Consider the following 21749-nt stretch of genomic DNA (forward strand, 5'->3'; position numbering starts at 1 on the left):
ATCAATATTAACGGACCGAGAAAGACAGCTTGTCGCGGCTACCTTTCACACCACTGGCAAGGTGGAAATCAACCTTGAGCCGATGCCAATTGCCGAATTGATCCATCAGACGGAATAATAATGGCCGTTCCAGTGGCGCTCGCCATTTCTCGCGCTTATCTTTCTCACTGTCATAAAAGAGCGGCAGGTTCGATACCCGATGGAGCGCAAAACAAACATCGCCCCGCCCAGGCTTGGCGCTCTCGACCAGTTCAGTATCCAGGAAGTCAGGGTCGCCGACTTGGGCCTTCACCAACGCTTGCAACAGACCGTCATACACCAGGTACTTTTCCGGATCCTCCGGGTTTTCGGCATTCTGGGGATATTGCATGACTGCGGGTTTCAATGGCGTAAACGCAAAGCTCGTGAAACTGCAATACTTCTCTTTGCGCTGGTTTGACTCCCAACGGATCATCGATACCTTGTTGTCGTCGTCAAACTTCAACCTTAGAAAACTCAGCGTCTTGAATTCATCGCTCTTCGCCCCAGCCAGTACCCAGTAGTCGGTGGTGTCATCGGTTTTGTCGAAGTCTTCGGTGTTCTCGCCTTCCCAACCTTTGACCGGGATACGCTTGAAGGTATAGGCATCTTCAGTATATTTTTCTGGCGGCGCCTCACCGGTCACCTTGACTTTCGAATTACCATCGTTATAGCTAGTGGATTTGTAAGGGATTCTATCGTCACCGGTGAACTGAGCCCCCACGAACAGGGTCCCCACACTGTTGGTCAGCAAGAACAAATGCTTGGTTCTGGTACTGGCGTCCATGGGCAACGTTTCACCCTGCGTGGCCCCCGGCCGTGTTCCTACCCGGTTACGGTCTTTGCTCACTGCCCAGGTCCCGGGCTTCGATGGGTCATCAGGCTCCAAACCTTCTTCACCGGCAGGCAGGAACTCGATCACCTTTCCGCCTTCAGTGTTGAATAGCTTGAGGCTGGCCAGTTCTGTGTCGCTGATCGGCGGCGAAACTCCCAACCCATCCACTTTTGTCTTGATGGTTATCAGCACTTCAATTTGCTGCATACCGTTGGCGAAACACACGCCAGGGCTAAGCAACTCGATGCTGAAAACGGCAAGATCATCCCAGCCACTGGTCGCCGGGCTGGCCAATACGACCGGGCGGTGCTCGATGATTGCGTAGCCGCTGTTCAGGTTTTGCCAATCGGCCATGACCACAGTAACTGGCAGTTTGGCTGCCAGGGGTGGCGTATAGATACCGTCCTGGCCTATTTCGCCCTCGCCAAACCAATGCCACGTCAGGCCAGGGGGGGTGCCCTTGACACTGAACGGCACCGTGCCGTTCGGTTTGTAGTCCGCTACATAAAATGGGTCAACAGAAAAGTATTGCGGCCTGGTCACGATCACGACTGTCGCGTCGGCAAATGCGCCTGAGCGGGTGTCCGTAGCCCGAATGACCTGGAACAGGATTTCAGGGGTGTCCTGCTCGATCTTTGCCGGGGTAAACCTGGCCTTCCCGTTACCCAGATCCTCGAGTTTTCCCAGGTCGGCCGAGTAAGCACCCGTAAGGTCGTGCTTCTCATGGTTACCGACCCGCTGCGGCCCCCGTGAAGCACGAAGCGATTGCGGTGTATCGACCTTTTCCCAGCGAAGGGTGCCGCCATCTACGCTTGAAGCGGCAAGCTGGATCGGCACACCATTGGCGCCAGTGGTCATCACCCGTGGGGAAATCTGTACCGGCCTGACATGCTCGATCAGCAACGCAGCACGTTGCTGGTCGCCGTCACTGCCATAGCGCCCCGTCACCAATGAGATCTGGCTATCCGCTGTGAACGCGTCGGCATCGCGAGACGTATACACACCCGCATCCGTAATGTCGCCGCTGGCAGCAGTGCTCCTGATGTTTGTCGTATTCCACCCCTCGGCGGGCGTGCTGCCTTCGAGTTTGAACGGCAGTGTCTCTTGCGCAACGATACTCTTGATACCTGGCTCGACCCGACAGGTACCTTCAGTGGGCGAGATATGACCAAAACCGACCACATCGGCCGGCACGAACTTGTCACCAGCACTGTACGTGTACCGATGTGCATTGGGCATGCGCACCGGCCTCAACACTTGGGTCAACGGCTCGGCGCGCTTCCCCTCGTTGACCGGGTCAAGCAACAGGGTACATGAGTACTCGGCACCTGCCGCGACCGTGCCGGGAAGCAGGAAAGGGAAATCGTGACCTGGCTGTGGAAGCGTGCCGGGCAGCAAATGCGAGCGCGTCTGCATCAGCAAGAGCACGGCACCATCGCCTTCGCTGGCAGCCTTGTCCTTGGACGCCTTGTCGGTCTTGCCTCCCCAGGGCGCCATCTGGGTCAATACCTTGATCCCCATGGGCGACATCGACGCGTAGTCTTCACGATCGAACTGGGCCAGGATATAAACCTGACGATAGCCGGGTTGCTCAAGCCAATGGCTGAATACCGCCTGGCCAATCTGTTTCGAGGCGTAAGGGGTTGTGCCAAGCTCACACTCCAGCGTATCGGGTCTGGCGTCGGAAAGCGCCAGCATCAACTGGGTGTACTGCCCGCTCGCACTCTGCTGCAACTTCAGCTCGACCTGCGCACTGACCGCATACCCCATGGCCTCGTCCACACTATAGGCCCGCAGCAAAATCGGGGGGCTGCCCGGCAGGTGAGCATGCTGCACATAATCACCTGAAAGAATACTCATCCGCACCGTTGTAACCGCCGAGAGCAAGGTTGCATCTTCGAATGAAAGCTGTGGCGGCCCGAATACCAGGTTGCGGAATTCGCCACGTAATTCGCCACCTTCATCCAGGTCGAACTGGCTACTCATGGGCGCGATGAACGACTGGTCGGTGTACCCCTGCAGGAACTGGTCGCGAAGCAACAGGTTGATGTGGCTTCGTGCCAACGCACCAACAGCGCTCCAGTCCCTAATGACAGTGCCAGAGGCCAAGCGCTTCAGGATTTGTTCTTTTGTAAGGTCTGTCATGATCAAACCCTCGATTGTTTGGTTAAATTAAGTGCCATGTATTGTTTGGCGTCGGCAAAAGATATTGGCCGAATCATGTTGACGACCCCGGCGGTGGAGCATGCCAAGGCTTGCCATGTTTTCGAAAAAGTCATCCGGCGTGCGCCTTGGAATAGTGTTCACCTTTTGAGTGTCAGATCCAGCTCTGGAAAATCCCACCATTGAGTTCCGTCAAAACTGACACTGGCCCAGACACGAAACTTGGCATCCGATTTCAGCGTGTCCAGCACAGCGTAAGAAAGTGCATCGATGACACCTGCCTCAACCTCCGACTGGCTAACCGGCACACTGTCCCGCAAAACTTCCGCCACAGGCTTATCATCAGATCCAACACCGCTTAAATGAATGCTCAGCAGTTGGTTTTCATCAATGAAAGCCCAAGGAGCCAACGTCAGCGTTGCACCACCTGGCACCAACACCAACTCTTCTTCAGCCGTTGCATCCGGGCAGTCAACGCGGTGATATCTTTCTTTTTCCAAGGGTAAAACCAGTAGTTTCACTGGCTTGCTTTCCAAGTAAAGGTTTGTCTTCCTGTCAACGATCCGGTAAAACACTTCAAATCGCTTCGACGGCGTAGTACCCATATTGGACGCGACAAAATCGGCTGGCACGTTGAATACCCGCGTGCCTTCCGCATCCGAGTCTTCAATGATCACCCGCCCCGCGTTCGCCTCGCCCTGCCAATGCACTTCAAAGTATTCACCCACCAGAAGATCGGCTTCGGCGGGAATGATGACGTATGCACCACTTTTCCTGATATCGAAGGCATTTATATTGTATTCGTCTGCTGCCCCGGTCGACGAACTGCCCCTGACTGTGGGCATAGGGGGAATTAGGCGAGGCCTCGTAACCTTCAGCGGCAATACCTCTGACGTCAGCGAGTGACCTTCACGGACATACTGGTAAAACACCTGCACCGCACCCAAACTGGCAACTAGCCATTCATGTGCAATGCGCAGGACAAACTGCTTTGCCACCAGGCTGCTTTGATCCACACGGACAACTTGCACGTGCGCTTCACCCGACGCCAACACCCAGGCCAGCATCATGTAGTCGCCAACAGCACGCTGCGGATAGGCGTCAATGGCAACCGGCAGACCGTTGGCGTAATTGCCAGGATCAATCTCGTCACTGCCGCCATTTTCTACACGGGGGGCTGGCAGTAGTGTAGCGATGGCGCTAGTGTCACGGATCGTGAACTTCTGGCTTCGCGAAGCCTCGAGTTCGCTGCCGTCCTTGAGTTTGATTTTGTAACTGATTTGCAGGTACCCCCCCGTATCGACAGTATTCAACTGGGCCTTGGGTATATACCATTCGAGCGGTTCCCCCTCAAACTTCTGCTGACTGATCAAGCCCGTTTCAAACTGCTTCAATTCCCTGCCATCGCTTCTGAAGCGACGCACTGTCAGCTCAACCGTGTCACCTTCTTGTATGGCTTGATAAGCTGCTGTCACCACGTGAGCATGTTGCTGTATCTCTTTCTTGTCGATCTCCAGATCATGGGATTGCAATACCTGCACCACTGGCAATCGGTTGACGGAACGCAACCCTACATAGCAGAACTGCCGTTGCGACTCGTCGCTTGCACTATCATTGACTTGATAAGACAAGAACGCATACCCGCCGCGGGCAGCGGTCACTATTTTGTTGTCTATCTCTACAATCACGTTATCCGGGTCGGTTACCACTGTGCCATCCGCTACCAGATCAAATGCACCCCCCTCTGCATCCAGGCCTCGCCAGTTGGAAAGCACCACGTCACCCGTTTGCAGATTCGCCCCTCGGATAGAGGCCTTTAGATTGGCGCCGCCCAACGCATCCAGATCCACTTCAAGGTCTTGAGTCAACCCTGCAATAACGGGTTTCGGGTTACTCGAATGTGGGCGCTGCCCCAGGCTGGCAATGGGGCTGTTATCAGCCGTTGAACTCATTACTGTCACTCCGTATCAAGCGTTCCGGAATGAAGTTCTACGCCTGCCGGCTCGTTTCCACTACTGGCAAAAATAACAGGTCCAAGCGGCATGCAGAGGTAACACGCAGCCACGCTGCTCCAGCAGCCATACCTGTCATTTCTGCCAGGTGCCAACCTGCGCCTCGTATTTTAGCCTGAGCATAACCAGCCCGCTCCTGCGAACACTTGCGGCCTGCGCCAACAACTTCTTCAAAACCGAAGGAACTCGACCATGACCCATACGGTAAGGCGAAGCCTGCCCCGCCTCGCTTCAACGACAATCCTTTTCCCAGTTTTCACACTTATGCTTTTTGGCTTGACTGCACCCCATGCCAACGCCGGAACCCTTACTCTGGTTTCAAAGGAGACGGAAGATCATGGCGAGCGTCGGTGCAACGTGGACATCCCCGCTGCCGGGGCCGGCAAGACATTGAAACTTTCCCTGGCCGATAGAGGTGGTATCGGCACAGGGAACTGCTATGACATGCAACCCACTGAAATCATCATGCAGGATATTCCCTCCGCAGCAGAAATCCTGCTGACCGACGACTGGTTGTGCAATACGAAACTGGACGGTACCTTCTACACGGAAGATGACCCGGAAGATAACAAGAGCTTTGTCATCCGGCTCGAAACCACACGCAATCCTTCACAACTTCCAGAAATTGGCATTGACCGGCTGGTGGAGTTCGAAACCGGCAAATACATAGACTACGTCAACGACAGAAACGAGAAGTCGGTGGGATTCAAACTTACTGAAAAAACCAGCAATGGCGCAGGGCGAATCACGCGCAGGCTAAGCTGTATTGAAATAAAAATTTCGGACGATGATGAAATACCGGAATTGAAAGCCGTAACACTCGGAGCCACTAAAACCGTCACCGTGAAAGAAAAAGATAGCGATGTCACCTGCGAAAAAAATATGGTCATGACTCGCCGAAAGCATATCGGCGACGAGAACAAAGACACAACATACGGCTGCACCGAAGTCAAAGGTAACGGCACCGAAAAAATCCTGATGAAGAATAGCTTCACCTCCGCAAGCATATCTGAATGCGGCAGACGTAAACCCAGCAGCGTGAGTGCCGAGCCACCGGACAAAAACTGCACAGAAGCCGTGACCTACAATAAAGATCAGGTAGACTACATTTATTTCACCTGCCCGACAGACAGTGTGATGATCGGACGAAAACATGAAGGCGACGAGAACGGTTATACCACCTACACCTGCGCCGAGTTTTATAAAGACGAAATAGATAATGACAAAAAGAACAGGATGATCGTAGAGCCCGGTGAGTGGCTAGACGGTAAATTGGAATACCAATTCGATTTTACCTGCGGCGCTGGCGAAGTCATGATCGGCCGTACCCACAAGTCCGATGAAAACGGCTACACCCGATACCGTTGCGGCACGCTGTACTACCCAACCAATACCAAATCACAGGTGACCCCATGAGCAACATGGCCGCGCATTCCAACGCCAACAACTTCGCGGTCGAAAACCGCGTCGAAGAACGTACCGGGCAATATGGGCTAAGCATCACGATCCCTGAACTGGTCGCCAACAGCGGCGCAGGGCCCAATCTGAAGCCGGTCCTCAATTACAACTCAATGGGTGGGGGCGATGTCGGTTACGGCGAATGCTGGGACATGAACGGTACCCGCTTTGTCGAACACGCCTACTCTGAAGGCGGCGGCGCCTTGTCACTGTCTACCGGCGAACAGTTCACCGTGGATGGCATCGAGAGCATCAGCGAGAAGAAACTCGATAGCTTTCATTTCCACAAGGACGGTGAAGGTCTCTTCCGCGTCGTGCACCGTACCGGCGTGGTCGAAGTGCTCGAAAGCATGGGCGAAGGAAAACAGCGTGTGGCCTTGCCAACGCGCATCTACGCACCGACCGGGCAATGGATCGAACTGACGTATGCCAGTAACCCGAATGCGCCTGGCTGGTTCTGCTTGACTGAAGTACGCGACGGCCACCCCGACGGCCCCGGCAAAGGCCGCCGGCTGCTGGAGGTGACATATGGCGGTACTACCGTGTTCACCCGCTACCCTGACGCCGAGGATGTACGGGCCAGCCATGTGCTCAAATTCAATGGGCGGCAGCTGCAGCACATAGTCATGCCCGACCAGACCCAGTGGCAGTTCGATTACCAGGAGGTGCATGGGCAAACCTGTGTAACCAGAGTGATCTGGCCAACGGGTGCCGTGGAACACGTGGATTATGGCGTTGACGGTGACCCTGGCCATTCATTGCCGGGTGTCGACAAGAAATTGCCACGGGTCAAGCGCCATCGCGTTCTGCCAGGGCATGACCAGCCTGAAATGCGCACAGACTATGACTACTCCGCTGAAAACTACATGGGCAACGGCAGCGGCATTAAATGGCGCAACAACGGCCGCGACAATTTGTACGACATCGTCGACCCAGGCTACAGCTATTGGTCCACGGCTACCCGGCGTTGTGCGGGCCAGGCCGACCGTATCGTCACGACCGAGTACGACCGTTTCCACCGCGCCACCCTGGAAACCCGTGTTCAGGGCAAGGAGGTCACCCTGACCCGAATAGCCTATCACGGCGAGTTGGGCACCCCCTTCGACGATCAGCCAAGCAATTTCCTGATGGCCAAAACAGTCAAGACAACCTGGGGAATGGTGGATGATGCCAATAAAGAGCGCTCCGAATGCATCACCACCGAATACAGCCCCGAAGGCAATCTCATCAAGGAAATCAGAGCGGATGGCTCGTACACCTTGCTGGAATACTTCGAGGCCACGGGCGAAGCTGGCAGATGCCCTGCCGAGCCTAACGGCTTCAGGAAACATGTGAAAAGCCAGACAGTCTACCCGAGTGCGCGCGCCAAGGTTGTACAAGGGGCGATTCCGCTGCGCACGGATTTCACCTATAAAGCGCTGGTTGTTCTGGAAGGCCGTACCGACCTGCCCGAACACGGTAAAATCGCCTCGACATGGCTGGCCATCGACCAGGAAGTGCTGTCGGACGCGTCCAATCCGCAAGCCCTGCGCCCCCTCAGCACGGTCAGGCGTAGCTACCTCGACAACCCAGGGAATGCGCGTTTGCATGGGCGCATGAGCAAACGCGAAACCACGCTGCATGGCGAGCATGACGGGACAAGCCTGGGCAAAGTGCTGGCCGACACCACCACCACGCTTGAGTGGAAGTTCAGCCGCGACCTTCACAAGGCATTCGGCGATGTCTTGCAGACCACACAGACGACCACCGGGCACAACCTGAGCAAAAAGGTCGCGAAACAAAGCCAGCATCCGCTGACAGGCCAGGTGCTGGAAAACGTCGACATTCACCACACTGTCACGCGCTTCAGCTATGACACAAGCAATCGGCTGACCAGCGAAACCTCCGCACCGGACGATGCCGAGCGGCGCGCTACGATCCACTATCGCTATGTAGTGTCGGCTGCGCAGAATTATCAGGAAACCGAAGACAACCAGGGCGTGATCAGCCGCATGCTGTTCGACGGCCTCAACCGCACCGTCAAGGAAGAGCGGGTATGCGAGGAGGTGGCCTCACGCAGCAGGCAAAAGCAGACGTATCAGGTGTACTCGGCCGCGTACAACGCCTTCGGCCAGCTGGAAGCAGAAACCACCTACGACCACCTGCCCGGCCGCAACCTGGCCCTGACCAGCCAGCATCGATACGACAACTGGGGTAACCGGTGCGCCACCGTCCGCCCGGACCAGGTGACCGTGTTCACCGAACGCTCCCCGTTCGGCACCGATGGGGATATCGTCACCTCCTGGGAGGAATACCCGGATCAACCCGGTGTGCGTAAAAACCAGAACGTCACCACCTTCAACCACTTCGACAAACCCGAGCACGTGCAAACGCTAGACGAAGAAGGCGTCGCGGCGTCGACACGCGCATACCGCTATGACGGTTTTGGGCGTAGCGTCGAAGAAACCTTTACCTTCGGCGTGCCGGCAAGCGGCAAGCGAACAGCGCGCGCCGAACACAAACGCACCACCGGTTACAAGTACGACGTCTGGGGACGGATGGCGCGCACCGACCGCGCCGATGGCTCCGCGCTAAGCCGCAAGTTCGCCCGCCACAGTACCGATGAGCTGGCTACCAGCCTACTGGTGCACCCGCAGCGGGACGCTGAAGGGCTTTCGGTGTGCGAGCGTGAGTTCGACGACATCGACCGCCTGGTCTCGATGACCATTGGCCCACTTCAGGAAACGCGGGAGTACCTGGGCTCGCGGTTACTGCCGGAAAAACGGGTCATGAAATCGGGCCGTACCTTCAACTACGAATACGATCTGGCGGTCGGCACCTCGCCAACGCGTATCACCGCCGGGAAAAACCAGAAGCCTTCCCACTTCAAGTACAGCATGGCCTCGGCAGACATTACCGAAGCCGAAAACGAGCACGGTAAACGCAACTACAGCTACACCGACCAAGGCTACCTGCTCAGTGAAAGCTGGGCAGACAAGCAATCGGGCGAAACCTACACGCGTGATTTCCTCACCTCGCTGCAAGGGCGCATGCTGGAGAACAGCGACAGCGACAACAGCCGAAAGGCCTACGAGTACGATGACCTCGGCAGGCTGGTCTCGATCACTCAGGGCTCGCTGCGGGCAGTGTTCACTTACAACAGTGCTGGCCTGTTGCATACGACACTGACCACCAACAGCGCCGAGGCCACCCACAAACAGCAACTGCTGTGCACGCAAGCCTATGACCATCGGGGCCGGGAAACTTCGCGCACCCTCAAGCTGAGCCGTGTTGAAACCACCACCGATAAGCGCGAGCTGGAAACCATTATCGATGAGCGCACGATCGACCAGTTGTGGCGCGACGATGACATGCTGCACCGCCGCAGGCTGATCAAAGCGGGCGAGCCGGTACTGACGGAAACCTTTGAATATGATGACCGTGATCGCTTGTACAACCACAGGTGTGAAGGCAGCGTATTGCCGACCAATAGCAAGGGCCGTGAAATCGTCAATCAGGCATTTGAATTTGATGACTACGACAACATCTACATCTGCCTGACCGAGTTCGCAGACGGCGAAATCGACGAAGCCTTCTACGATTTCTTCGAAGATTCGCCCTTCCAGCTGAAAAGCGTGAGCCACACGCTGACGGCCGATTACCCGGCACTGGTGACGTTCACCAAGGACGATTACGACGCCGACGGCAACATGCTGAAGGACGAACAGGGCAACAGCCTGGTGTACGACGAGGATACCGGCCAACTGGCCAGCGTAACGACCCCCGATGGCAAGGCCCTGGCCAGCTTCCGCTATGACGGCCACGGGCAGCTGCTGGGCGTGCGCCACGGCGCGCAGGCCGAGGAGCAACGGCGTTACGAGGGTTATCGCGTCAGCAGCACCCTGCGCGATGGCGTGCTTACCGAGTACCTGTATAGCGGCGTGACACCGCTGGGGATGCAACAGTCGGGCAACGGCAGCGCAACAAACCTGTACATGGCCAGTAACAACAACAGTGTTATCGCTGAATGCGCGGCCAATGACGAGGTGCATGAAGTGACCTACAGTGCCTATGGCGAACTGCAGGAAGGCAAGCTGCAGGGCCTGCTGGGGTTCAATGCCGAAGCCCTCGAGTGGTTCCTGGGCTGGTACATGCTGGGGCGTGGTTACCGCGCCTACAACCCAGGCCTGATGCGCTTCAACAGCCCGGACAACATGGACCCTGAAATGGCGGGCATCAACCCTTACGTGTACTGCCTTGGCAACCCGGTGATGTGGCAGGACCCCACCGGGCATTACAGCCGCGGCTGGGGATCGAACGATGACCCGAAGAAAGAGAAGAAGAAACGTGGGGTTGAATTCGGGCTGAACATTGCCGTTGTGGCGATGAACCTGGCGTTGACCATCGGCTTTGCCGTAGCCACAGGGGGGGCCGCCACCCCGCTGGCCCTGACAGTGCTGGCTGTAGGTATAACCGCGACGGTAGCATCGGCAGCTACGCAGGTTGCTGTAGAGTTCACCAAAGACCCGAAAAAGCAACAGAAGCTCAGAATCGCGTCCTTGTCATTGTCTATCCTTGGTACGCTGGCGTTGACGACCGCGATGATCAAAGGAGGCAGGGATAGGAGAGCGGCCGATAACGCACGACGTAATGCGGCGGCGGAAGTCGATGGTGGTGATGGCGGGCCCGTGAAACTCACAGGTATGGTACCCAACGCTGATACAGAAACGAGATCTATCGATTCGCCAATATTGGATTCAAACATCGGTGAACTCAATCAACCCGCTCGTCGTACGAGTCTATCAAGCACTTCGGAATCTCTAGCCCGCCCTAGGACTCCGTCAATAGACTACGAAACTTCACCCAGCAACAATGGGTTCGCTCCGGGTGGCGAAGCGCAAGTAGACAGCCAGGGTATACCTCTAGCACCTCACGGAACCAGGCCATTGAAAGTTGAAGGAGCAACGGTATATACACATGTAATGGACAAAGGGTTCTATAAAAATAACTTTAATAACCACGAAGAAGCTGTCGACTTTTCTAATTGGCTGAAAAGCTAGACGAATAACAACTATTCCGGTGATGCAGATTTTATCTGCATCACCGCCTTTCTCAATCACCTCATTTCCCCTTCAATTTGACACAATCTCGCCGACTTATCCCTTCTTCCCCCAGACTAGCCCTACAGCCCCTCCCCACCTTTCTCCTTATCCTCCCTCCCCACCAAGCGACCGCCTCGCACTAGCCAATCACGCCTCGCTTGCCACTGCCGGCACCGCCTAACCGCCGCGCTCCAACGTTCAACCCAGGCATCCGTCATGCTCAAGCCCTTCAAACGCCGGCAGGCGCTGTCACGCCTGCGCTTTTTGCCCCTCCCCGCGCTCGGCGCAAGCCTGCTGAGCCTGCCAGCCGTGGCCGCCCCGCCCGATCTGCAGTTCGAGCCCGGCTTCATCCGCCAAAGCCCGGGCCAACCCGCCGATGCCGGCGCCCTCGCCCTGCGTGCCCTGGCCGAGCACCGCCCCCTCGCAGCAGGCCGCTACACCCTGGATCTGTACGTCAACCTCAGCCCAATGGGCAAACGGGAGATCACGGTCAACGAGAGCAGCGACGGCCAGGCCCTGGTGCCATGCCTGAGCGCCGGACTGCTGGGTGAAATCGGTGTGCGGGAACAGCACCTGGCCGTCAGGCAACCCGGTAACGAAGGCAACTGCATCGACCTTGCCGCACAGCTGGACGGCGCCAGTGCCGACCTGGATGCCGGCAAGCTGCGCCTGAACCTGTCGATACCGCAGTCCTACCTGCGCCGCGACACCAGCGGCGCCATCGCCGAAAGCCACTGGGACGATGGCATCAATGCCGCTTTCGTCAATTACCAGGCCTCGGTCCAGCACAGCAACCGGCGTGGCAGCGGCAGCCGCAACAGCCAGGACCTGTACCTTAACAGCGGTATCAACCTGTATGGCTGGCGCCTGCGCAGCCAGCAAGCCCTGCGCGAAAACCAGCAGGGCGACCTGCGCTGGACGCGCAGCAATACCTACGCCCAGCGCGACCTGCCGGCGCGCTGGGGCACCCTCACCCTCGGCGAAACCTTCACCCAGGGTGAGGTCTTCCGCAGCCTGCCGTTCAAGGGCGTGAAGCTGGCCTCCGACACCGGGATGCTGCCCGACACCATGCAGAACTACGCCCCCGTGTTGCGCGGGGTGGCGCAAACCTACGCCAAGCTTGAGGTACTGCAGAACGGTTACCCGCTGTACTCCACTTTCGTCGCCCCCGGGCCGTACGAAATCGATGACCTGGCCGTTGGCGCCAGCAGCGGCGAGCTGGAGGTGGTACTGACCGAAGCCGATGGCCAGGTGCGCCGCTTCATCCAGCCTTACTCCACACTCAGCAACCTGATGCGTGCCGGCGTGTGGCGCTACGACCTGGCCCTGGGCCGCTACCACGGCACCGGCCAGGCCGATACACCGGCGCTATGGCAGGGTGCGCTGGCCCGCGGCATCGGCTGGGACAGCACGCTGTATACCGGCATACTCGGTGGCGACTACTACCGCGCTGCCACCCTGGGCCTGGCACGGGACTTCGGGGCACTCGGCGCATTGTCGCTGGACATCACGCAAGCCACCACCGACCTTGGCCCGGCGCTGGGCGAAGTGAAGGGCAACAGCCTCTCGGCCCGCTACGGCAAGGCCTTCGACAGCGGTACCAGCCTGCGCTTTGCCGGCTACCGCTATTCCACCGTCGGCTACCGCGACTACGACGAAGCCGTCCTGCAGCGCAACGCCTCCAACCGGTACCTGGGCAGCCGCCGCAGCCGGGTGGAGGCCTCGGTGTACCAGCACTTCGGCAATGCCGGCGCGCTCAGCCTCACCCTGTCACAGGACGACTACTGGCACAGCCGCCTGCAACGGCGCCAATATCAGCTGCAATACAACACGCAATTGCCGCACAACATCAGCCTCAACCTGTTTGCCTCGCAATCACTCACTTCGTCGCGCAGCAACGACCGCATCATCGGCCTGGGCATCACCCTGCCCCTGGACTTCGCCCATGCCTCCAGCGCCACGTTCGACCTGCAACACAGTGCAGGCAAGTACAGCGAACGCGCCAGCCTCAGCGGCCACTTCGACGAACGGCGCCTGAACTACCGGGCCACGCTGGCCAACGACACTCAGCAAAGTGGCAGCCTGTCGCTGGCCTATCAGGGCCGCCACGCCAACTACGGCGTGGGCTACAGCGAAGCCTCCGACTACCGCAGCCTGTCACTGAGCACCAGCGGCGCCCTGCTGGCACACGGCGGCGGCATGCTGTTGGCACCGTTCATAGGCGAAACCAACGCCGTGGTGCATGTGCCGGATATCGCCGGGATCGGGGTCAGCCAGACACAACAGGGCAAAACCAACCGCGACGGCTATGTCCTGGCACCTTATATGCGCCCGTACCGGGCCAACCCCGTGGTGCTGCAACTGGACCAGCTCGACCCGGAAATCGAAATCGACAACGGCGCCACGCAGGTGGTACCACGCCGCGGTGCTGTAGTACTGGCGGAATTCGCGGCGCGCCGGGTCAACCGCCTGGTGCTGACACTGTTGCAAGCAGACGGCCGCCCCTTGCCGTTCGGCGCACAAGTCAGCGATGCCCAAGGCCAGGAACTGGCGGTGGTCGGCCAAGGTGGCCAGGCACTGGTGGCCACCCACCTTGAGCAACAGCAACTGCTGGCCAGATGGACCGCAGGCAATGAGCAGCAATGCAGCTTCGATATCACGCCCGCCAACTTGCCGCTTGAACAAGGCTACCGCATGCAGACCTTGCGCTGCCAAGCCCCCTCCGACTGGAACAACCAATGAACACTTTCACTCGCCCGCGCCTGCTGACGGCCCTGCTGTTCGCCAGCCTGCCTCTGATTCCCCTGCAAGCCGCCTATGCCGCATCAGGCTGCGTCACCCAGAACGGCTCTGGCCCCGCGCTGTTCTCGGCAGATTTCACAGACGTATGGGTGCCAAGGGATCTGCCAGTCGGTGAACCCATCGCCAGCAAATTCTTTGGCGGGCTGCTCGACCCATCAACCACCCGCGTCCAATGCACCAACGCCGACGATCGACTGCTGGAAGCACACGTCGATTACACCACCCCATTCGTCCACAACCTGCCTATGCGGCTGGGCAACGGGCGCCTGGCCAGCAGGGTCGTCAGGACAAGAATCGCAGGGGTTGGCGCGGTGATCGAGATGGGCTGGCCGTTCGCCGCACAAGCCAACAACAACTTCAGATCGGCCAGCGGCGATAATAACGTGCCTTACTACGGTACCAACATGACCACCATGGCCACCCCTCTGTTTATCGGCCCGATAAACATGAGGGTCACGCTGGTCAAGACCGGGCCGATTGCGGCGGGGCCGGTCGTGCTGGATGAAGAACTGGCCCATGGCAGCACCACGGATTTGCCTGACGCCTTTCGCCTGCGGGCAAGCGCCACCTTGCACCAGGCACAATGCACGCTGGAAAGCGATGCCGTGAGTGCCGACCCTGTGGACCTGGGTAGCCACACAGTGGCGGACTTCCCGGGAAAGGACAGCACAACAACCAGCATGCCGTTCCATATCAAGTTGAGTAACTGCGACGACGACCCCGCAGCGAGCACCGCCACCGCCTACATCTACCTGACAGGTACCGACGGCTCGGTGGCGATCGACCCGAAAAAGGGCCTGTTCAGCCTGGGCAATGGTTCGACGGCGAAAGGCATCGGCATCCAGATAACCGATGATCTGGGGGTTCCCGTCCCCCTGCAGGAACACGTCTCGAGCAAAAAAAAACTCGAACTCCCTGAGACCCGCCTGCCCTATCGTGCGCATTTCTACCAGACCGACGACCGGGTTACGCCTGGCCTGGCCAAAGGCGCACTCGACTTCACCATCAGTTATCGCTGAGTACCGATATGCCTGCGCACCGGTGTTCGCGCAGGCATCGCCGGAAATCAGGCATGCGAAAACGCAGAAAGGAACCCGAAGGTTCCTTTCTGCGTTACATATTTGGAGCGGGAAACGAGACTCGAACTCGCGACCCCGACCTTGGCAAGGTCGTGCTCTACCAACTGAGCTATTCCCGCAATTTGAAGCTTTACCACTATCGGCGTGAAGCGCCTTGAAGACCTTCACCACCACTGCACCGCATAGACGCCACAGTATTTAAACTGGAGCGGGAAACGAGACTCGAACTCGCGACCCCGACCTTGGCAAGGTCGTGCTCTACCAACTGAGCTATTCCCGCAAATGGCGTCCCCTAGGGGACTCGAACCCCTGTTACCGCCGTGAAAGGGCGGTGTCCTAGGCCACTAGACGAAGGGGACACACAACACTTTTCAGTGCACCAGGTTTGAACCTCACGATTCAGCCTGGATTTTCTTTTCCTGCCCCGCCCTTAGGCGCTGCCGGAGAAACTGGAGCGGGAAACGAGACTCGAACTCGCGACCCCGACCTTGGCAAGGTCGTGCTCTACCAACTGAGCTATTCCCGCAATTTGGCGTCCCCTAGGGGACTCGAACCCCTGTTACCGCCGTGAAAGGGCGGTGTCCTAGGCCACTAGACGAAGGGGACACGCTGCTGGCATTACTGCCTGCTTTCACTCCCTGCCGCGTTTCGCTGTGTGCTTTACGCTGCAAGTGGCGCGCATTCTATGGATGGTTCGGACAGGCGTCAACCCCTTTGTAGAAATTTATTTAAATCAATGACTTCCGGTTGAGTTGGGGTGCAGATGCGGGATGGGTTGCCGATATAGAGAGAAGCAATCCTGTGCCGGCCCTTTCGCGGCTAAAGCCGCTCCCACAGGGACCGTGCGCAGCTTGAAGGCGGTGCCGTACCTGTGGGAGCGGCTTTAGCCGCGAAAGGGCCGGTACAGGCATATAGCCGCTATTCGCCCCCCGGCAAACTCACTACACTCAAAGCTGTAATTCTTCTTCAATGAGGCATTAACGGTGACACCACTTCTGATCACCCTGCTCATCGTGGCGGGTATCGCGCTGCTGATCGTGATCGGCTACCTAAACAATGTGGTCGAGAACGGCAAGCTCGAACGCGCCCGGATGAAGATCGAGCTGGCCGACCGCCTGCGCCGCTGTGGCGAAATCACCGAGACCTTCCCCGGCCAGTTCATGACCCCCGCGCTGAAGTTGCTGCTGACCCGCCTGGAGCTCAACCTCAACCAGCGTCAATTGGCGATGGACAAGCACAATGCCGAGATCAAGGCGCGCATCGCCGAACTGGAGAGGCTGATTGCCCAAGGCGGGGAGATTCCGGTAAACAACCCGCCCAACCCGATCCAGACCGAGATCAAGGCCAAGGATGTGCGCTTCCTGCTGGAGGCGCTGCACAACCAGGTGACCCGCGCCGCCCAGGAGGGCTTCCTGCCCACGCCCGAGGCCAAGCAATGGGTCAAGGAAATCCGCCATATCCTGGTGCTGCTGCATATCGAGTTCTTCAACAACCTCGGCCAGCAGGCCCTGCAACAGAACCAGCCAGGCCAGGCGCGCCTGGCCTTCGAGCGCGGCGTGCAGTACCTGCGCAAGCAGCCGGAACCGAAGGTGTATGAAGAGCAGCTGACGTACCTGGAGAAGCTGCTGGCCCGGGCCAACGCCCAGGTGCTGGACCGCATGGCCCCGGCGGAGGACGAGCAGAATGAACTGACCCAGGGGCTCAAGACCGATGAGGAAGAGACCTGGAAGAAGAAGGTGATGTACGACTGATGCTTTAACCTGTACCGGCCTCTTCGCGGCTAAAGCCGCTCCCACAGGGACCGCATCGCCCTCAGGCTTGGTGCGATCCCTGTGGGAGCGGCTTTAGCCGCGAAAAGGCCGGTACAGGCAACAAATATCAGCAGTCGGTCAACTCCAGAAAAATCGCCGCCAACCGCTCCAACCCCACCTGATCCGCCTCACTGAAGCGCCCAAGCTTCGGGCTGTCCAGGTCCAGCACACCAATCAACCTGCCCTCCTTCACCAGCGGGATCACCAGCTCGCTGTTGGACGCGCTGTCACAGGCAATGTGCCCCGGGAACGCATGCACGTCCTCTACCCGCTGGGTCTGCCGGGTGGCCGCTGCCGCCCCGCATACGCCCTTGCTGAACGGGATGCGCACGCACGCCACCTGGCCCTGGAACGGGCCCAGCACCAGCTCTTCGTTGCGGTTGAGGTAGAACCCCGCCCAGTTCAGGTCGTCCACCTGGTTATAGAGGAATGCCGAAAACTGCGCGGCGTTGGCGATGAAGTCACGCTCGTCGGCAAACAGCGCCTGCACTTGCGCCGCCAGCAGGTTGTAGCCGTCGAGGCCGGCGCCACTGGCATTGAGGTCGATCATTTACTTTTGCTCCAGCAATTGCAGCCCGACCCAGTAGCGGGCGAACTGATAGGCACAACGGCCATTACGGTTACCGCGGCCGGTGGCCCAGCGCACGGCGAGGATGTCGAGTTCTTCGCTGCGCTGCCAGGCCAGGCCGGCAGTTTGCGCGAGCTGGCCGATCCAGTGCTCGACCACGTTCAGGAAGTGTTCCTGGGTGAAGGGGTAGAACGACAGCCACAGGCCAAAACGGTCGGACAGGGCAATCTTGTCTTCCACCGCTTCACTGGGATGCAGCTCGCCGTCCACGCGCTTCCAGTTCTCGTTGTCGCTCTCCTTTTCCGGCACCAGGTGGCGGCGGTTGGAGGTGGCGTACAACAGCACGTTGTCGGGGGCCTGCTCGAGCGAGCCGTCGAGCACGCTCTTGAGCACCCGGTAGTCGCCCTCCCCGGCTTCGAACGACAGGTCGTCGCAGAACAGGATGAAGCGCTGCGGCAGCTTCTGCAGCTGCTCGACCACCCGTGGCAGGTCGGCCAGGTGGTCGCGTTCGATTTCGATCAGGCGCAGGCCGGCACCGGCGTGCTCGGCCAGCAGGGCACGTACCAGCGACGACTTGCCGGTGCCGCGCGAGCCCCACAGCAGTGCATGGTTGGCCGGCATGCCGTTGATGAACTGATGGGTGTTGCGGCCCAGTTGGTCACGCTGCTGGTCGACGCCGATCAGGTCGCTCAGGCGGATGTCCAGGCTGACTTCCAGCGGCAGCAGGTAGCCGCTGCGGCCATCGCGCTGCCAGCGCGCGGCCAGGGTGGTGGCCCAGTCGATGTTCGGGCGCTGGGCCGGCAACAGGGGTTCGAGGCGGGCCAGTACCGATTCGGCGCGGTCCAGGAAAGCAATCAAGCGAGCGTCCATGACGACTCCTACGAATTTCAGTTTTTTGGGGCCGCTGCGCGCCCCTTCGCGGGCTTGCCCGCTCCCACAGGCACACTGCAAATCTCGAGGGCAGTGATATACCTGTGGCAGCGGGCAAGCCCGCGAAGGGGCGCAAAGCGGCCCCCACTTGGCAATCAACTGAAATGAACAGACAGACCCACCAGCAGCCGGGGCTATTCGGCTATGCTTGCGCAGCGCAAGGGACGTGAAACCGGCTCGGGACACATGGATATCAAGTTCACCAATCGCCTGTCATACAAGCAAGCCCGGTTGACAGTCCTGGTCGGCTTCATCCTGGGAACATTGCTCAGTCTCATCCAGATCGGCATCGATTATGCCAGCGAAGACGCGTCCATCAACCGTGAAGTGCGCGCCTTACTGCAAATCAGCCACAACCCGGCCTCGCGCATCGCCTACAACATCGACTCGGAACTGGCCCTGGAGCTGACCCGCGGCCTGCTGCAGTCGCCGGCGATCATCCGTGCGCGGCTGATCGACAACAACGAAACAGTGCTGGCCGACGTCGAACGGCCGCGCCTGCAGGACCGCTACCGGCCGCTCAGCGACTTCCTGTTCGGCGACCAGCGCCAGTTCAAGGAACGCCTGTACCTGACCCACATGCCCGAGGAATACCTCGGCACCCTGTACCTGGAGGTGGACACCTACGCCTTCGGCAGCCGCTTTCTCGACCGTGCCGGCATCACCCTGCTCAACGGTTTCGCCCGCAGCCTGGTGCTGACCGGCATCCTCCTGGCGCTGTTCTACATGATGCTGACCAAGCCGCTGGTGACGGTGATCGGCGCGCTCAGCGGCAGCGATCCGCGCAAGCCCCGGCAAACCCGCGTGGCCTGCCCGCACGGCCACGAACACGACGAGATCGGCGTACTGGTGAAGGTCGCCAACCAGCAGTTCGTCAGCATGGCCACCGAGATCGAGCAGCGGCGCACCGCAGAAAACCGCCTTACCCAGTACCTCAACGAGCTGGAAGATATCGTCTCGGCACGCACCAACGAGCTGAAGGCCAGCAACAGCAGCCTGAGCCTGTCCAACCAGGAGCTGGAAGAAGCCCGTCGCCGGGCGCTGGACATGGCCCAGGCACGCGCCGCCTTCCTCGCCAACATGAGCCACGAAATCCGTACCCCGCTCAACGGCATGCTCGGCATGATCGCCCTTGCCCTGGACAGCCCGCTGCCCAGCGAGCAACGCCAACAGCTGGCGATAGCCCATGACTCGGGCAAGGTGCTGGTGGAGTTGCTCAACGATATTCTCGACCTGTCCAAGTTCGATGCCGGCCAGCTGGAGCTGGAGCGCATTCCGTTCGACATGGGCTCGATGGTCGAGGACACTGCCAACCTGCTGTCGCAGAACACCGCGCAAAGCGTGGAGCTGACCTGCCTGATCGCCCGCGACTTCCCCAGCAGCGTGCTTGGCGACCCCACGCGGGTACGGCAGATCGTCAGCAACCTGCTGTCCAACGCCCTCAAGTTCACCCGCTTCGGCCGCGTGGATGTGCGCCTGTCGACCATCGTCGGCGGTGTGCGCCTGGAAGTGCGCGACACCGGCATCGGCATCCCCGAAGAAGCCCAGGCGCGGATCTTCCAGCCGTTCACCCAGGCCGGCGCCGGCATCACCCGCCAGTACGGCGGCACCGGCCTGGGCCTGGCGCTGACACGCAACCTGTGCAAGGCCATGCAGGGCCACCTGCATATCAAGTCCGACCCGGGCTTCGGCAGCCGCTTCACCGCCGAGCTGCCGCTGGCGGTGCACACCGAAGCCATCCCGCCGGCACCGTTGCACGGGCGCGTGGCGGCGCTGAGCGCGGCCGGCAGCGGGCTCGATGAACTGTTGCAGGATCTTTTGCCCGCCTGGGGCCTTGCCTATCAGCACCATGACAGCAGCGCGGGGCTGGACGCCACGGCCATCGACCTGCTGATCACCGACAGCCTGGACCAGCTGTTCGAACTGCGCCCGGCACTGAAGACACCGATCTTGCTGGTGACCGCCTACGGCAACTTTCTGCCCAGCGAACAGTCGATCACCCTCGCCCCCCTGCACCAGCTGGCCCGGCCGCTGGCGCGCAACGCCCTGTACCAGACCTTGCGCCGCACCTTGCAGGGCCATGAGCCCGAACACCCGCTGGCGACCCCGGCCATCACCCTGGAACAAGGCCGCGCGCGCATCCTGCTGGTGGAGGACAACCCGGTGAACCAGCTGGTGGCCAAGGGCATGCTGGCCAAGCTCGGCTGCCAGGTACAACTGGCCACCCAGGGCGCCGAGGCCCTGGAGCTATTGGAACAGGACGAGTTCGACCTGGTACTGATGGACTGCAACATGCCGGTGATGGATGGCTACGAGGCCAGCCGGCGCATCCGCCAGAGCGGCCGCTGGCCCGACCTGCCGATCGTTGCCCTTACCGCCAACGCCATGCCCGAGGAGCGCGAGCGCTGCCGGGCAGCGGGCATGAACGACTACCTGGCCAAACCCTTCCGCCGTGAAGAGCTGCTGGCGCTGGTCGACCACTGGGTGCCGGTCAACGGTTGAGCAGGCGCTCGATGTCCGCTTCCAGGGCCTGCGGCTTGGTGGTGGGGGCGTAGCGCGTTACCTGGCCAGAGGCCGGGTCGACCAGGAACTTGGTGAAGTTCCACTTGATTTTCTGGCTACCCAGAATGCCCGGGGCGCGCTGCTTGAGTTCGACGAACAGCGGGTGGCTGCCGGGGCCGTTGACCTCGACCTTGCGGAACAGCGGGAAGCTCACGCCGAAATTGCGCTCGCAGAACTGGGCAATTTCCCGTGCATCGCCCGGCTCCTGCTTGCCGAACTGGTTGCAGGGGAAGCCCAGCACCACCAGGCCGCGTGCGCGGTAGGCCTGCCACAGTTGCTCCAGGCCCTTGTACTGCGGGGTAAAGCCGCACTGGCTGGCGGTATTGACCACCAGCAGCGCCTTGCCGGGGAAGTCGCCGAGCTTCTTGTGCTCGCCGCCCAGGGTCACGCAGGGGATGTCCAGTATCGATCCAGCCATGGTCGGGCTCCG

11 protein-coding genes and 5 tRNA genes are annotated in these 21749 nt (G+C 59.6%); 6 read left to right on the plus strand and 10 right to left on the minus strand.

The window, feature by feature from the left end; genetic code table 11:
- Window positions 1-7: 7 nt before the first annotated feature.
- Both ABIB24_RS23830 and ABIB24_RS23835 read right to left on the minus strand, forming a co-directional pair.
- On the minus strand, window positions 8-2998 hold the full coding sequence (locus ABIB24_RS23830; protein WP_354317367.1) for a hypothetical protein: 2991 nt from the start codon (window positions 2996-2998) through the stop codon (window positions 8-10).
- 158 nt (window positions 2999-3156) lie between these two features.
- Entirely contained in the window at window positions 3157-4968 is a 1812-nt protein-coding gene (locus tag ABIB24_RS23835; protein ID WP_274120097.1) for a hypothetical protein, read from the minus strand.
- Between the two features lie 252 nt (window positions 4969-5220).
- Between ABIB24_RS23835 and ABIB24_RS23840 the strand changes: the two genes are divergently transcribed.
- From ABIB24_RS23840 to ABIB24_RS23855, 4 genes are all read left to right on the plus strand, one after another.
- Window positions 5221-6444 carry a hypothetical protein gene (locus tag ABIB24_RS23840; protein ID WP_274120096.1) on the plus strand — a complete coding sequence of 408 codons (1224 nt, stop codon included), beginning with the start codon at window positions 5221-5223 and terminating at the stop codon, window positions 6442-6444.
- The gene (locus tag ABIB24_RS23845; protein ID WP_354317368.1) at window positions 6441-11525 is read left to right on the plus strand and encodes an RHS repeat-associated core domain-containing protein; all 5085 of its coding nucleotides are present in this window, start codon (window positions 6441-6443) and stop codon (window positions 11523-11525) included. Before ABIB24_RS23840 ends, ABIB24_RS23845 begins: the two co-directional genes overlap by 4 nt.
- A 258-nt stretch (window positions 11526-11783) precedes the next feature.
- Window positions 11784-14309 carry a fimbria/pilus outer membrane usher protein gene (locus ABIB24_RS23850; RefSeq protein WP_274120094.1) on the plus strand — a complete coding sequence of 842 codons (2526 nt, stop codon included), beginning with the start codon at window positions 11784-11786 and terminating at the stop codon, window positions 14307-14309.
- The gene (locus tag ABIB24_RS23855; RefSeq protein ID WP_274120093.1) at window positions 14306-15388 is read left to right on the plus strand and encodes a fimbrial protein; all 1083 of its coding nucleotides are present in this window, start codon (window positions 14306-14308) and stop codon (window positions 15386-15388) included. Before ABIB24_RS23850 ends, ABIB24_RS23855 begins: the two co-directional genes overlap by 4 nt.
- Window positions 15389-15491: 103 nt before the next feature.
- Here the strand turns inward: ABIB24_RS23855 and ABIB24_RS23860 are convergent.
- The 5 genes from ABIB24_RS23860 to ABIB24_RS23880 all read right to left on the minus strand — a co-directional run bounded on the left by ABIB24_RS23860 (window position 15492) and on the right by ABIB24_RS23880 (window position 16054).
- Window positions 15492-15567 (minus strand) — tRNA-Gly (locus ABIB24_RS23860).
- 85 nt (window positions 15568-15652) lie between these two features.
- Window positions 15653-15728: transfer RNA gene (locus ABIB24_RS23865), tRNA-Gly, on the minus strand.
- Window positions 15729-15731: 3 nt separating this feature from the next.
- Window positions 15732-15807, minus strand: a tRNA-Glu gene (locus ABIB24_RS23870).
- A gap of 91 nt (window positions 15808-15898) precedes the next feature.
- Window positions 15899-15974, minus strand: a tRNA-Gly gene (locus ABIB24_RS23875).
- A gap of 4 nt (window positions 15975-15978) precedes the next feature.
- A tRNA-Glu gene (locus ABIB24_RS23880) sits at window positions 15979-16054 on the minus strand.
- 377 nt (window positions 16055-16431) lie between these two features.
- Between ABIB24_RS23880 and ABIB24_RS23885 the strand changes: the two genes are divergently transcribed.
- Window positions 16432-17199: a hypothetical protein gene (locus ABIB24_RS23885; RefSeq protein ID WP_137163263.1), complete on the plus strand. Its 768-nt coding sequence runs from the start codon at window positions 16432-16434 to the stop codon at window positions 17197-17199.
- 127 nt (window positions 17200-17326) lie between these two features.
- Here ABIB24_RS23885 and msrC read toward each other — a convergent pair whose 3' ends face one another.
- Together msrC and ABIB24_RS23895 are read right to left on the minus strand one after the other, a co-directional pair.
- Window positions 17327-17809, minus strand: a complete 483-nt coding sequence (gene msrC / locus ABIB24_RS23890; protein WP_003260813.1) for a free L-methionine (R)-S-oxide reductase MsrC — start codon at window positions 17807-17809, stop codon at window positions 17327-17329.
- Complete coding sequence (locus tag ABIB24_RS23895; RefSeq protein ID WP_013971547.1) at window positions 17810-18697, minus strand: ATP-binding protein; 888 nt, start codon at window positions 18695-18697, stop codon at window positions 17810-17812. It lies immediately after the preceding gene.
- 204 nt (window positions 18698-18901) lie between these two features.
- On the opposite strand from ABIB24_RS23895, the gene ABIB24_RS23900 reads away from it, so the two are divergent.
- Complete coding sequence (locus tag ABIB24_RS23900; protein ID WP_354317369.1) at window positions 18902-21259, plus strand: hybrid sensor histidine kinase/response regulator; 2358 nt, start codon at window positions 18902-18904, stop codon at window positions 21257-21259.
- On the opposite strand, the gene ABIB24_RS23905 is transcribed toward ABIB24_RS23900, so the two are convergent.
- Window positions 21249-21737: a glutathione peroxidase gene (locus ABIB24_RS23905; protein ID WP_025338188.1), complete on the minus strand. Its 489-nt coding sequence runs from the start codon at window positions 21735-21737 to the stop codon at window positions 21249-21251. The two genes, ABIB24_RS23900 and ABIB24_RS23905, sit on opposite strands and share 11 nt — an antisense overlap.
- Window positions 21738-21749 lie beyond the last annotated feature (12 nt).

Origin of the sequence: Pseudomonas sp. UYEF17 (assembly GCF_040546125.1) — a bacterium.
Classification (GTDB): domain Bacteria; phylum Pseudomonadota; class Gammaproteobacteria; order Pseudomonadales; family Pseudomonadaceae; genus Aquipseudomonas; species Aquipseudomonas putida_Z.